This window comes from Pseudomonas sp. B414 (genome assembly GCF_055408445.1).
In genome coordinates this window covers 16,446-29,977 of record NZ_JBUZTQ010000039.1, presented here as the reverse complement: position 1 = coordinate 29,977, position 13,532 = coordinate 16,446, and the positions used below count along the sequence as shown (strand labels likewise).

Annotated in this window: 9 protein-coding genes, 3 pseudogenes and 1 riboswitch; of the genes and pseudogenes, 6 read left to right on the top strand and 6 right to left on the bottom strand. The window is 50.7% G+C overall.

Annotated features, from left to right (window positions below):
- Positions 1–137: 137 nt before the first annotated feature.
- The gene (locus tag ACZRMH_RS22425) at positions 138–620 is read right to left on the bottom strand and encodes an OsmC family protein (RefSeq protein ID WP_401368993.1); all 483 of its coding nucleotides are present in this window, start codon (positions 618–620) and stop codon (positions 138–140) included.
- Positions 614–955 (bottom strand): annotated as a pseudogene (locus ACZRMH_RS22420) (transposase domain-containing protein); the annotation flags it as partial. The pseudogene ACZRMH_RS22420 and the gene ACZRMH_RS22425, both read right to left, overlap by 7 nt.
- 626 nt (positions 956–1,581) lie before the next feature.
- On the opposite strand from ACZRMH_RS22420, the pseudogene ACZRMH_RS22415 reads away from it, so the two are divergent.
- Positions 1,582–2,876 (top strand): annotated as a pseudogene (locus tag ACZRMH_RS22415) (HAD-IC family P-type ATPase); the annotation flags it as partial.
- 67 nt (positions 2,877–2,943) lie between these two features.
- Entirely contained in the window at positions 2,944–3,378 is a 435-nt protein-coding gene (locus tag ACZRMH_RS22410; RefSeq protein WP_401368995.1) for a universal stress protein, read from the top strand.
- A 217-nt stretch (positions 3,379–3,595) separates the two neighbouring features.
- On the opposite strand, the gene ppa is transcribed toward ACZRMH_RS22410, so the two are convergent.
- The 3 genes from ppa to chrA form a co-directional block, all read right to left on the bottom strand.
- The gene (gene ppa / locus ACZRMH_RS22405) at positions 3,596–4,126 is read right to left on the bottom strand and encodes an inorganic diphosphatase (protein WP_401368998.1); all 531 of its coding nucleotides are present in this window, start codon (positions 4,124–4,126) and stop codon (positions 3,596–3,598) included.
- A gap of 165 nt (positions 4,127–4,291) precedes the next feature.
- A complete protein-coding gene (gene crcB, locus ACZRMH_RS22400; RefSeq protein ID WP_401369000.1) occupies positions 4,292–4,675 on the bottom strand; it encodes a fluoride efflux transporter CrcB in 384 nt (127 codons plus the stop codon).
- A 137-nt stretch (positions 4,676–4,812) separates the two neighbouring features.
- Positions 4,813–4,873, bottom strand: a riboswitch (Fluoride riboswitch).
- Between the two features lie 72 nt (positions 4,874–4,945).
- Positions 4,946–6,139, bottom strand: coding sequence for a chromate efflux transporter (gene chrA / locus ACZRMH_RS22395; protein WP_401369003.1), 1,194 nt, complete (start codon positions 6,137–6,139; stop codon positions 4,946–4,948).
- 688 nt (positions 6,140–6,827) lie between these two features.
- On the opposite strand from chrA, the gene ACZRMH_RS22390 reads away from it, so the two are divergent.
- Together ACZRMH_RS22390 and ACZRMH_RS22385 are read left to right on the top strand one after the other, a co-directional pair.
- On the top strand, positions 6,828–7,193 hold the full coding sequence (locus ACZRMH_RS22390; RefSeq protein ID WP_401369006.1) for a histone-like nucleoid-structuring protein, MvaT/MvaU family: 366 nt from the start codon (positions 6,828–6,830) through the stop codon (positions 7,191–7,193).
- A 647-nt stretch (positions 7,194–7,840) separates the two neighbouring features.
- Positions 7,841–9,118 carry a DUF2254 domain-containing protein gene (locus tag ACZRMH_RS22385; protein WP_464015326.1) on the top strand — a complete coding sequence of 426 codons (1,278 nt, stop codon included), beginning with the start codon at positions 7,841–7,843 and terminating at the stop codon, positions 9,116–9,118.
- Positions 9,119–9,201: 83 nt separating this feature from the next.
- On the opposite strand, the pseudogene ACZRMH_RS22380 reads toward ACZRMH_RS22385, so the two are convergent.
- A pseudogene (locus ACZRMH_RS22380) lies at positions 9,202–10,495 on the bottom strand (TrkH family potassium uptake protein).
- Positions 10,496–11,106: 611 nt separating this feature from the next.
- Between ACZRMH_RS22380 and ACZRMH_RS22375 the strand changes: the two are divergent.
- The gene (locus ACZRMH_RS22375; RefSeq protein ID WP_464015325.1) at positions 11,107–12,594 is read left to right on the top strand and encodes a SulP family inorganic anion transporter; all 1,488 of its coding nucleotides are present in this window, start codon (positions 11,107–11,109) and stop codon (positions 12,592–12,594) included.
- Between the two features lie 11 nt (positions 12,595–12,605).
- Positions 12,606–13,457, top strand: coding sequence for a universal stress protein (locus tag ACZRMH_RS22370; protein WP_048350927.1), 852 nt, complete (start codon positions 12,606–12,608; stop codon positions 13,455–13,457).
- Positions 13,458–13,532 lie beyond the last annotated feature (75 nt).

Genomic DNA, 13,532 nt, shown 5'->3' with positions numbered 1-13,532 from the left:
TGAAAAAGGGCCCTTTAAGGGCCCTTTTTTGCAGTGTAGAGCTAAGAATCCGAGTTGTAAGCTTCCGGCAATTTCATCTAAGCATTTACGTAGACTTTGAGATGGTGCCCGACTAAGCGGACACCATCTCTGATTAACTAGGTGGTTGGGCTTATCGATATTTCGGGTGCGTGGCTTACTGGAAAGTTTACCGAACGAGCAATGAAGCATTTTTCGTGAGCTATTTTGTGCAGCGTCTGAGCCTTAGCGATCTCAGACCCCGGTGCCAGGATCACTTTCGGCCTCAAAATAACTGAGGTGAACTGACCAGCGCCGTTGCTCTCCTCGACCATTGTCCCTTGAGCGTTGTCCTCGTAGGCCACCACAACGATCCCGGCTTCAGCGCAAATGCCAAGGTACCAAAGCTTGTGGCACGCAGATAAGGATGCCAATAGCAATTCCTCGGGATTCCAGCGCGTAGGGTCTCCTCGAAAACTGGGGTCGGACGACCCCTCAATTGGTATTTTGCCGTTAGCTGCGATTAAGTGCGCCCGGCTGTAACCTCGATAAGATGACGTTCCTGTCCCGTTGTTGCCGGCCCAAGTTACCTGGACTTCGTACTCGTGCGCTTTATCTACCATTGATCCCTCCTGGGAAAGTTCTCGAAAAGTACATTAAAAAACGGACTTATTGAGTAAGCACCTCGACGAGGTAGCAGTTCCATAATTTCACTGACCCACTGCGTAGACCGGCGAGTGAGTACGTCCTTCAAATAAGCATACGGATCATGCCCTTTGAGTCGCGCCGACTGGATCAGGCTCATGATCACCGCCGCCCGTTTGCCGCTGCGTAGTCAACCTGCGAAGAGCTAGTTTTTGAGACCCAAGGCTCACGGTCGAATCTGGATCTCGGCCCAATTATTGTCTATGAGTATGGCCCCGTCATCTATGTAGCGCGACAGCGTCGTCCAGCACTTGGCTCTAAGCCAAGGGTCTGCTGATAGGCTCGGTGGCGAGCCAGATAGAGTCGGGGATCATTGCAACAGGTCTCGCAGAAACGTCGCACAGGCAGCCGCGTTTTCGGTCGGCCAGTTAACTTTGACTGTGTCGCGAGGGTGCGGGATTTCGAGGAAAATAGTCGCAGCGGTGATATCTGGTCGTGACTTCGGCGACGGTAATGTCAGCGGAATAAAGGCAGGTTACCCATGTTGAACGCTTCTGAGTTCCTCGCCTTGCACTCGTTGCTACGGCGTCAGTAACATCCAGGCCAAACCTACATTAACGATTGCGTTTGCAATGGAAGTGTTCATGAACAGCAAACACCGTGGCGGAGCCTATATTCGAGCAGCGTATGCTTTCACATCTCTGCTTGCAGATCTCCTAAGGCGTTTGGGGGAACTTAACGTCCTAGAGGAACCGGAAGAGATATTGGGCCTAGAGCCTGACATTGTCTTTGGTCGGCGAGATACGTTGACAATGGTTGAAACCAAATTCTATCGACGTTCCTCCCCACCTCCATCGTCTACCTTTAAACGCGCCCTCGAACACACCGCTGATAGAGGCATTAGGATGGGGGCGTCCACTATCGTGCTGGCAATATCGTGAGCAAATACTGGCCATGAGCACGCGGCAGTTCGTAACCGATGGCGTGACTGAGCCCCTTAACGCGGACTTCTGGTACGAACAGGCAAACACCATCGCCGCAAAAGGGCAGCGTCTATTAGCGTTTGCCGCTAGATCCGTTCCGCACGAGCACACGGTGCGGGGTTGAGTGATGTGCAAGGAGAGCTAACCTTATTGGGTACGGTCGGACTGATTGACTCACCTAGACCCGAGACGAGCAAAGCCATTCAACAATGTGTAGCTGCGGGCATTGTCGTAAAAATGATTACTGGTGATCATGGCGGTACCGCCGCTGCTATCGGTCGTCAGATTGGCTTGCAAAATCCCGAACAGGTGCTGACTGGTGGAGACCTTGACTCCACGAGTGATGCAGTCCTTAAGGAGGTGGTAAAGGATGTCAATATCTTTGCTCGTACTAGCCCTGAATATAAGCTTAGATTGGTTATACTGCAGCGATCAAATGGCATGACAGTGGCAATGACCGGTGATGGCGTTAACGATGCACCAGCGCTAAAGCGAGCCGATGCAGGTATTGCCATGGGTGGAAAAGGCAGTAAAGCCGCGAAGGAAGCAGCTGACCTGATGCTGGCCGATGACAACTTCGCGTCCATCGTAGCTGCAGTGCGCGAAGGACGGACAGTCTACGACAACATTAAGAAAGTACTGAGCTGGACGTTGCCTACCAATGCTGGGGAGACAATCACTATAATAGTAGCCTTGTTACTCGTTCTTACACTTCCAGTGACGGCAATTCAGATTCTGTGGATTAATTTGATAACCACAGTGAATCTCGGCATCGCACTGGCATTCGAACCCACCGAGGAAAGCACAATGCGTAGGCCGCCCCATTCACGCCATAAGCCTCTGATAAATGGTGCATTGGTGTGCCACATGGTACTTGTTTCTTTTTTGTTGCTATGCGGAGTTTACGGTATTTTTTCGTATGCGATCGATCGAGGATACTCGATAGAGTTGGCTCGAACCCTCGCGGTCAACACTTTAGTGGTGATGGAAATATTCCATCTGTTTTTCATTCGTAATCTCTACAGCACATCGCTTACATGGAAGGACATTTGCGGCACTAAGGTCGTGTGGGTGACCGTCGCGGTGGTAATGGTAGCTCAGTTCGCCATCACCTATACTCCGTCGTTGCAGAAGGTGTTTGCTACTGAAGCGATCCCTTTCCTTGATGGCCTACTGGTAATAGGAGTTGGGGTTGCATTTTTTATGGTCATTGTGATTGAGAAGCAGACTCGAGTCTGTTTGTCCGAGTAGAACTGATTGCAAGCTGGCAATCCCCTAACGACAAGCATCTTCAGGCCACTGAAAGAGAATTTAGAAAATGCATAAAGTACTTGTAGCTGTCGATGGTTCCGAGCACTCGGAGCGCGCAGTGCGTTACCTTGTTGGGCTAATCCAAGATGGCGGGTTACTGGGCGGTAGTGTTGAGGTGCATCTGGTGAATGTACAGCCACTGTTACCAACTCGAATTGCACACGACATGAGAGCGGATGAGATTGATCGTTACTACGGTGATAAAAGTGCTGAGAACTCACAAAAAGCTGGGGTGCTTCTGAAGCAGGAAGGGGTTGCATTTACACTTCATACCTTACAAGGCGATGCAGCAAGCCAAATCGTGGCGTGCTCACGCTCCTTAGGATGTAACAACATAATCCTAGGCTCACATGGCAACGGCTTTCTTGCAGGGATCTTTCTGGGCTCTGTCGCGGCAAAGGTGATTCAGCTTTCAGATATACCAATCACCTTAGTCAAATAGGAGATCGTCAAATGCATGATAGCGCGACCCTATAAGTGGGTTATCAAAGGCCGATATTCTGGAATGACTTTGATTGAGTTGAGTCATGCGCAGCATAAGCCATCCACTTATCTATGCGTGTGGTTCCCTCGGCATTTGATGTCCCGAGCGACTGAGAGGCAAATCACTTGCCCCTCAGTTCTGACTCCCGGCTGATGCTTTCAATCTGGAGTGAAACCTACTTGGGAATATACGCAGCTACCGATTTTCGAATCTCTTCCCGCGCCTCGTCCGCGCTCCCCCAGCGGCCCATCTTCACCCACTTACCCGGCTCCAATGCTTTGTAGTTTTCAAAGAAATGCTGGATCTGTGCGAGGAGTAGCGCAGGGAGGTCTGAGCACTCCTTTACGTCGCTGTACATCGAGCTGAGTTTTTCATGAGGCACAGCGATCACCTTGGCATCCGCTCCGGCTTCGTCAGTCATGTACATCACACCCACCGGGCGACTGGGGATGACAACTCCAGGTGAGACGGGATAAGGGCAAACCACCAGGACGTCCAGAGGATCTCCGTCATCGCTCAACGTATTTGGAATGAACCCGTAGTTGGCCGGATAGAACATCGGTGTGCTTAGGAAGCGGTCAACGAAGATCTGTCCGCTCTGCTTGTCGACCTCGTACTTGATCGGCGAGTGGTTTGCAGGGATCTCAATAACTGTGAAGAAGTCATCGGGGATCGCGTTACCAGCAGGAATGTCCGCGTAGCTCATGTTCTTACCTCCGATGTTGTAGAAGTGGTTGCGTCGGACGGATCTATCCCAAGTGGGCTCATTTCTTTTGGCAAATCGACGATCCATTCACCTAACATCTTTCCCTGATAGCGACAGTTTTGTTGAGTAAAGAAAACGACCATAAAGCCTTTCATGTCTATCCCCTCAGCGAGTACCAATCACTTGGTATGAAAGAAGCCCGGCAGTGGTCATCGTCAACGAATCAACCACGTGCAACGAAATTGAGCCAAGCGCCCAGAGCAGTTTTCCTTCCTGAATCAAGGTGACTGTTTCGGCTGAAAATGTAGAAAAAGTGGTAAGACCACCACAAAATCCGGTGATGATCAGGAGGCGCCATTCAGGGCTGAGCGAAGGCGATGCAGCCAAGAAGGCGATGGTCAGCCCTATGAGATAACCCCCGACCATGTTCGCGACTACAGTCCCGGGAGGAATCGTAGGAAATAGAGCGTTCAGCTTTATACCCAAAAGCCAGCGTAACCAAGCACCAACTGAGGCGCCGATGGCAATGACGATCAATGATTTCAGCATGGCGAGCACTCCTTACCAAACCTGGAGGGCCAAGCATGCAGAGGGACAGCGCTGTAAGATGGGCGAAGCACGAATAGTAAGATCATATCCTGTCCTAAATTAGGGACAGGGAGGCACACCTACGCACCCTGTCCAGGGTTCACGTAGGCATCATCAGCACAAGGCGGTTAAAGGAGGAATGCCATCTCCTGATAAGATCCTATAGCATCCGCGCTACTGACATCAATAACCTCCTCTACAGATCAAGATACCTTTGGCTGATGCTTGCTTTCAAAGTACACCGCTGAGCCACCATCCAAGCATTCCACTGCCCAAGACGACTACCCATGGGGGAACCCTCCAAAACATTAGGGCGACAAGGGCTATCAGCGCCAAACCGAAGTCTTGAGGTTTCAAAATTGCACTCGTCCAGACTGGGTTATATAAGGCCGCCAAGAGTAGCCCTACTACTCCCGCATTAATTCCTGCAAGGGCCGATTGGGTGCGAAAACTATGTCGTAGTTGCTCCCAGAATGGCAGCACGCCGATTACGAGTAGGAATGAAGGTGCGAAGATAGCGACCAGGCATACCGTAGCTCCGATCCAACCAGAGGGTTGGGCGTTCATGGACGCTCCGAGAAATGCTGCGAAGGTAAAGAGCGGGCCCGGTACTGCCTGTGCTAAGCCATACCCAGCAATGAATGTGTCGTTGGTTACCCATCCGTTGAATACGGTCGCAGACTGAAGTAACGGTAGTACAACATGCCCCCCTCCAAAAACTAATGACCCTGCTCGGAAAAAGGCATTCGTCATAGCTAGTGCTTCAGAGGGCCAAACCTGGATCAAAAATGGTAGGCCTACCAATAAGCCAAAGAACACCACCAACGATACCAGACCTACTTTTCGGCTAACTGATATTGGAAGGGACTCAGCAGTATGCTGTTGAGCAGGCTTGAAAAGCATCAGACCGATGACAGCACTGCAGATAATCACGGCGATCTGCCCCCAGGCATTTGGCCAGATGAGTGCTGCGCAAGCTGCAAACACAGCGATGGTTACCCTGGGCACATCAGTACAAATATTGCGCGCCATTCCCCAGACGGCTTGAGCAACAACAGCAACCGCGACGATCTTAAGTCCGTGCAAAAGACCGCTTGGGAATGCATTTCCCCACGCGGACATCCCTTGCGCAAACAAAACGAGGATTATTGCCGATGGCAGTGTAAACCCAGCCCACGCGGCAACTGCTCCAGAGAAACCAGCACGCGATAGCCCCAAACCTATGCCTACCTGGCTACTGGCAGGCCCTGGCAGAAACTGGCACAGGGCGATCAAATCGATATAACTGCGCTCACTGAGCCATTGGCGCCGAACAACAAACTCTTCGCGGAAGTAACCTAGGTGTGCAATTGGCCCTCCGAAGGAGATGAATCCCAAGCGCAAGAACACCAGAAAAACCGTCCACGGGGTATGGGCTGTAATCATCTTGGTACTACTTTCAGCTGACAAGATTCATGCTCCCAAAAATAGCTGCTGTACTGACCAATTAACACTGTGGCTACGCTCTACAATCCAATATGCCTGTTTTAGGAGGCGCTTACATCGATTTACACACACACCGACGACTTTGGGCAGGGGCAGGGCGATGGTTACCTTAGTCAGCAGGTCAATCCGCAAGAAGCCGTTGAAGTAGCCCGAGGGGTGACTGGGCATTCAGTGGATTTAAAAGGCCTGCTTGGGCTGGGCCCGGTGTCCGATCTACATACCCAAATCTGCCTCAAGACGGGAACCCTTCAAATTGGTCGGCAATGTCCCGACGGGCATGATTTTCAGTATCTCGCTAGTGAGATACTCGGCGTGAGCGGAGTAAGTCGCGATTCGCCCTTGCTCAACCGACCTATAAAGCACAGCCGCGTCTGCAGCTGCTGGGTAAATCTCAGAATACTCAGCACATCATCCTGAATAGCCCCTAGTTTCATAGACACATCCATGCCACAAAGATGTTGACCTCAATACTTCGCTTTTGACAGGGAACGAATAAAATTAGAGTGTGAGCCCAGACTCCACGGTGCGCGTCTTCGTGATCGTTACTCATGAATCTTATACCTAAACGATTGACGGAAAACTCCAAAGTTAGTGTATTGTTATGAGACTAAATAGGTAGAAACTAAACATGTCCAAACTTGCTGAATTTCGCCAACTCGAAAAACACCTTGCCGAACAACTCGAGGCTCTCGAAACACTGAAAGGCGATGCTGGTCTCAAAAAGGAAATAGAGTTTGAGTCGAAGCTGCGCGCTCTGCTTGCTGAATACGGTTACAGCCTGTCTAACATCATCAACTTCTTGGATCCTCAGACTGGCCGCAGCACTCCAGTAGTCAAATCCAAAGCTGGCACTCGTAAGCCACGTCAGGTGAAGGTCTACAAAAATCCGTACACTGGCGAGGTCATCGAAACCAAAGGTGGGAATCACAAAGGCTTGAAGGAGTGGAAGGCAGAATACGGCTCGGACACTGTCGAGTCTTGGTTGACCAAGTGATTCAGGTTTGAGTACTAAATGGGGCTGAGAGCGCCTTTTTTAGCAAGTTAAGGATGTTTTCTAATGGTAGAAGGGCTGTTAACAGCCCTAGTTACGCATAGCAGTCGATCGCGTTGTTACGGTCTATGTACTTAATTGAAAACTGTCTTTATCATCGAGATTTTGGGTAAGGTTTATAGGGTTTTCCGGGACTCTGTCATGAGTGGATAGTCCGTATAGCCGCGCTCTTCACCTTGGTAGAAAGTCGCTGGGTCTGCTTTATTCAGCTGTTCGCCTTGCTTGAAGCGATCGACCAAATTCAGGTAGACCAAGAACGCTGTGCCGAAGGAGACTAGGTCTGCATTACCGTAGCTTAAGGCGCTTTCTGCTTACTCTGCGTCATAGCTACCATTGGCCATGTAGGTGCCACCAAAATGACGTTTCATTTTGACGAAATTAAATTAACCTTCTCCCAGTTCCACTACTTGAATGTAAGTCCGACGTTTAGGATGATAGCGTTCGCTTAAAAGTGCGTGGAGGACTATCGTCCTTAATGCTGGAGTTCGGAAGGTGTGTTCCCCGGTACCTTACAACGATAATTTTATATTGCCGAATAAAACCTCTGTATTGCCAGCCACTCTACTGGCCTAGTCACTAAGGGACTCCACATGATCGCTCGTTGGCGCTGGGTAACGAATCAACTGACTAAAAGGCTTTGGTTTAGAGCCTCGCTGTTTTCACTTCTCGGTGTAGCTACAGCACTGGCAGCTGTTGTTTTCAAAGATTTCATCCCTGAATCATTATCAGCACGCATCGGCGCGGACGCTGTGGACAAGATTCTGGGGATCATCGCTTCCAGCATGCTGGCCGTCACAACGTTTTCGCTAAGTACTATGGTCACGGCTTATGGTGCCGCTAGCAGTGGAGTCACACCGCGCGCCACCACCCTAGTAATGGAGGACACCACGACTCAAAATGCCCTTGCCACGTTTATTGGTTCATTCTTATTTAGCCTGGTAGGGATCATTGCGCTGAGTACCGGAGCCTATGGTACTCAAGGTCGAGTATTGTTATTCGCAGTGACGATAGGTGTAGTCGTCCTGATTGTTTACACCCTCCTGCGTTGGATCGATCACTTGTCCAAACTCGGAAGGGTTGGAGAAACCATTGACCGTGTCGAGAAAGCTGCGATTGAGGCAATCAGCCAGCGCGTTCAGTGGCCATATTTGGGCGGTTCGGTTTACCCCACTGATCTGGTACTACCTCTTAGCGCAATAAAACTCGCAAGTGATCAAACGGGCTACGTGCAACATATTGATGTGAGCGCCCTTGGAGTTATCGCGCAGGAGGAACAAATTCAGATTTATCTGACCGTGCTTCCAGGGACATTTGTACACGAGGGAATGCCACTCTTACAAATTGTAAGCTTGGGTAGCACGATGATTGATGATATCAGTACCGCTAGAAATAAAATTCGAGCGACGCTGATCATCGGCACTCGGCGAACCTTTGATAATGATCCCCGTTTTGGGCTCTGCGTGCTCTCAGAAATCGCTTCTCGCGCCTTGTCTCCTGCTGTCAACGATCCAGGGACAGCCATCGATGTGATTGGTCGGGGGGTGAGAACTCTGACTTGCTGGAGTAAGCCACAAGTCTCGAGCTCAAATAATGATCAAGGATGTAAACAAGTCTTTCTTCGAGGATTGACGGTTGATGATCTTTTCGACGATTTTTTTGCCCCGATCAGTAGGGATGGTGCAGCTTTGCTCGAGGTTAATCTCCGGCTATTAAAGGCCCTCATCAGTCTCGCTAAAATAAACCCTGCTATTTTCAAGGATGCCTGCATCAAACATACAGATCTTTTGATTGCTCGCGCAGATACCGCGTTAGCGCTGCAGAATGAAAAAGATCAACTTAGCTCATTGGCCAAGACGATGTACCTTTAGGGCCATCTGGTTGGTTTACTTGAAGCGGTGTAGGACTCTTTTTCTGTTAGGATATTGTCGATAAGGCATACCCGTAATGGGGATTAATATCTCCAAAAAACTGGGGTAATTAGCACCAGTACAGTGAGTATGGCCAGTCGTCCCAGCAGCATGCCAATGGTAAGCAACCATTTTGCTGCGTCAGGTATTGATGAAAAGTTACCAGCAGGCCCGATTATGGTGCCAAGACCTGGCCCAACGTTGCACACTGCATTAGCAGCGCCACTCACGCAGTCGTCCAGTCCGATCAAGGCGAGTCCTAAAGCGATTATTGCAATGGTGATGCTGAAGAAAACGGGAAAGTCAAAAGCGAGCGCCATATCTCCTCGTCAATTGGATGGCTGTTGTACTTTTTCTGAGTCACGGCTCTAGGATGGATCAATTGCTTCAAGCCACCTATCAGTAGAGTGGCAGCAACCTGAAAGCGGAAGATTTTGAGGCCTCCTGCCGCAGATCCCGAACATCCACCAACAAAGGTGAGATAGAAGAGCAAAAGAACAGCAAAGCTTCCCTACAGCGTGTAATCGCCCACCGCAATTCCAGTGGTCGTAACAACAGAAGTCACGTTGACTGCGACGATACGATACGAAATGCATCCCACCATCCGTAATCGCTGTGAAAACAGAGCCATGTCCCTACGGCCAGCCAGGTGACAATCAAGAACCCAATAAATCCACGTACTTGGTGATCTTTAATCAGCGCACGCCGGTTACCGCGCAATGTTGCAACATACAAGGTAAACGGTAGTCTACCCAGAATCATGATGACCACAGCTACCCAGTGTATTGCTGGCTGCGTCCAATGCCCCAGTGAAGAGTCCGAAGTCGAGAATCTTCCAGTTGAGATCAAGGACATGGGGTGGTTGACCGCTTCGCAACAGCGGAAAGATCGCTACAGCCATGCCTATGAAGCCTATACCGCCGAGCCAATGCAGCATTGAGCGCCAGATCAATAATCCTGGTGAAGTGCTATCTAAACCACTTAAAACGGTAGAGCCAGTAGTTGTAATCCCGGACATCGTTTCGAAGAAAGCGTCGGTGAAACTAATACCGCTGATGAATACCATCGGCAATGCTGTGAAGGTGCATGCCACAACCCAACTGCCAGTCGTCAGCAGGTACATATCTCTAGGGCGAAGCTGTACGGGGTCTGGCCGCCCCGGTACGACCAATAGTAGTCCGCAGACAAAGGTAATACAACTCGACCAAAGAGAGGCAGGCAGGTCGTTGCTACGTTCATAGGCCACTAACGTAATCATGGGATAAACATGCTCACAGCTAGAGTGACGAAAAAGATGCCTAAGATGAAACCGATAAGCCGTATTGCAGCAAGGGACATAACGATAGCCCGAAAATTTAGCGCCTAGCAGTATCGGATTCTTAGGCTTTGAGCTCCGTAAATTTTTCGTAAAAAGCCTTCAGCTAATCGTTAGGTAGGGTCTCTAATTACGTGATAGGTCTTGCTTGATTCAATACATTAAACAGGTTGTACTGGAGTATTGATTGAAATTTAACCAAGCAATAAAAACCGAACTTAGTGCAGCTTTGTACTTACGGTCTCAATAAAAAATTTCCAATTGATAGGGGTGGAGAGCTTGTGAAGAGGAGCGCAGATAGCTGATATTGACAAAATGTATCTCGCCACCCAAATCTAGGCAGGAAGTCGCAATCGGTGACAATTTGACGGTATACTTACCACTCACCCGATACCTTGAGCTACAGGAACATCAGCATGACTGTACTCCAAACGATCTACTGGCAGCCTACGCCGCCTTAGCGCTACGCCCCCTCGCAACACCTTGCTTCCGCTAGCTTCGCTCGCGGGTGCTCACTGCTGTACGCCTGGTTTTGCACCTTAAGCACACAGCAAAAAATCCTCAAAATTTGAATTTGTATCGATTCGCTCGCCGTTCTCTTGGCGTGCGCGATGCTTTGCCTTGGATATTTTCTATGCTGCAAAAATTTAGACAAACGTGGTTTTCCAACGTCCGTGGCGACGTGCTCGCGGGGTTAGTGGTCGCACTCGCGCTTGTCCCTGAAGCAATCGCCTTTTCCATCATCGCCGGTGTTGACCCCAAAGTCGGTCTCTACGCCTCCTTCTGTATCTGTGCTGTCATCGCCTTTGTCGGCGGGCGCCCCGGAATGATCTCGGCGGCTACCGGCGCCATGGCACTGCTCATGGTTACGCTGGTTAAAGAGCACGGACTTCAGTATCTGCTGGCCGCGACCCTTCTATGTGGCGTACTTCAAATCCTTGCCGGCTACCTGAAGCTTGGCTCGTTGATGCGGTTCGTTTCACGGTCGGTAGTCACCGGTTTCGTAAACGCATTGGCGATCCTGATTTTCATGGCGCAGTTGCCGGAACTTACGAATGTCACCTGGCACGTCTACGCCATGACGGCAGCGGGCCTCGGGATCATCTACCTGTTTCCATACGTACCGAAGATCGGCAAGCTGATTCCGTCACCGTTGGTGTGCATCCTGACGCTGACTGCCGTCGGCATTTACCTCGGTTTGGATATCCGCACCGTCGGTGACATGGGCCAACTGCCGGATACGTTGCCGATTTTCCTTTGGCCCGAAGTGCCGCTGAACTTTGAAACCCTGCGCATCATTTTCCCGTACTCGGCTGCGTTGGCAGTAGTGGGTCTACTCGAATCAATGATGACCGCGACCATCGTCGACGATCTGACCGATACCACCAGCAACAAAAACCGCGAGTGCAAAGGCCAGGGCGTGGCCAACATCGCTGCCGGTATGCTTGGCGGCATGGCCGGTTGCGCCATGATCGGCCAGTCGATCATCAACGTGAAATCTGGTGGCCGCACCCGTCTCTCGACATTGTGTGCCGGCGTTTTCCTGCTGCTGATGGTGGTATTTCTTAGCGAATGGCTCTCCAAGATCCCGATGGCGGCGTTGGTTGCCGTGATGATCATGGTGTCCATCGGCACCTTCAGTTGGGATTCGCTGCGTAATCTGAAAGAGCACCCGCTGTCGACCAACCTTGTCATGGTCGCGACTGTTGTAGTCGTCGTGGCAACGCACAACTTGGCCTATGGCGTACTGGTAGGTGTGCTGCTGGCATCACTGTTCTTTGCTAACAAGGTTGGACACTATCTCGATATCAAGAGCAGTCTTGAAGAGGCTGAATCTCATCGTACTTACCGCGTTGTGGGCCAGGTGTTCTTCAGCTCCGCCGACAAGTTCACCAATGTTTTCGACTTCAAAGAAGCGGTCAAGAAAGTCACCATCGACCTGACCCAAGCGCATTTCTGGGATATCACCGCCGTTGCTGCACTGGACAAGGTAGTCATTAAATTCCGTCGAGAGGGTGCAGAGGTTGAGGTGCTGGGGCTGAGTGAAGCCAGCGCTACTATCGTTGACCGATTTGGCGTGCATGACAAACCTGACGCCATCGACAAGCTCATGAGCCACTAAGGAGATCAACAATGACCCACGTAATGGCATGCATTGATAACTCACAGTCCTCACTGGCGGTCTGCGACTACGCAGCATGGGCGACGCAAGAGTTGGATGCGCCTCTTACCTTGCTGCATGTATTGGATGAAGAGAAATACCCGGCTGCAGCAGATCTCAGCGGCAATATTGGCCTCGGGAGCCGAGAGCATCTGCTCGAAGAGCTGGCTACGTTGGATGCTCAGCGCGCCAGGCTTGCTTTGGAACAAGGACAGCACACGCTCGAGAAGGCAAGGGAGCGGACGGTCATCGCCGGTGCAGCTTTTCCTGAAATGAAGCAACGCCATGGCCATCTGGTAGAAAGCCTGAGCGAGCTTGAGAAAGAGATTCGACTGTTGGTCATTGGACGATTGGGTGAAGACAGCACACGCGGTGCTCAAAGCCTCGGCAGCCAGATTGAAGCTGTCGTACGCACAATTCACCGTCCAATTTTGGTCACAGCCAGCAGCTATAAAAAGCCGGAAAAAGTAATGCTCGCATTTGACGGCAGCCCAACAGCGTACAAAACCGTTGAGATGCTTGCAGCCAGCCAGCTTTGCGAAGGGTTACCCATTCACCTGGTTATGGTTGGAACAGACTCAGGAGATAATCGAGAGGCGCTCGATAAAGCCAGAAGCATGCTTCTAACTTCAGGCTTTGTAGTCCATGCAGAGATCCGCCAAGGAGAGGTGGAGATGGCACTTCACGCTTATCAGGCAGAGCACGCAATTGTTCTTCTCGTCATGGGCGCTTATGGGCAATCACGCATCCGACAGTTTCTGGTAGGCAGCACGACTACGACAATGCTTCGAACAGCCACCATGCCTGTGTTGCTGCTTCGCTGAAGTGTCGCTTGCGGGCACAGCATTTCCAGGACTCCAGAAATACTGTGCCCATCTTAAATGATGATTACCTGAAAA

Coding starts and splice junctions, on each gene's coding strand:
- ACZRMH_RS22425 (WP_401368993.1), bottom strand. CDS start 620: ATGGTAGATAAAGCGCACGAGTACGAAGTCCAGGTAACTTGGGCCGGC.
- ACZRMH_RS22410 (WP_401368995.1), top strand. CDS start 2,944: ATGCATAAAGTACTTGTAGCTGTCGATGGTTCCGAGCACTCGGAGCGC.
- ppa (WP_401368998.1), bottom strand. CDS start 4,126: ATGAGCTACGCGGACATTCCTGCTGGTAACGCGATCCCCGATGACTTC.
- crcB (WP_401369000.1), bottom strand. CDS start 4,675: ATGCTGAAATCATTGATCGTCATTGCCATCGGCGCCTCAGTTGGTGCT.
- chrA (WP_401369003.1), bottom strand. CDS start 6,139: ATGATTACAGCCCATACCCCGTGGACGGTTTTTCTGGTGTTCTTGCGC.
- ACZRMH_RS22390 (WP_401369006.1), top strand. CDS start 6,828: ATGTCCAAACTTGCTGAATTTCGCCAACTCGAAAAACACCTTGCCGAA.
- ACZRMH_RS22385 (WP_464015326.1), top strand. CDS start 7,841: ATGATCGCTCGTTGGCGCTGGGTAACGAATCAACTGACTAAAAGGCTT.
- ACZRMH_RS22375 (WP_464015325.1), top strand. CDS start 11,107: ATGCTGCAAAAATTTAGACAAACGTGGTTTTCCAACGTCCGTGGCGAC.
- ACZRMH_RS22370 (WP_048350927.1), top strand. CDS start 12,606: ATGACCCACGTAATGGCATGCATTGATAACTCACAGTCCTCACTGGCG.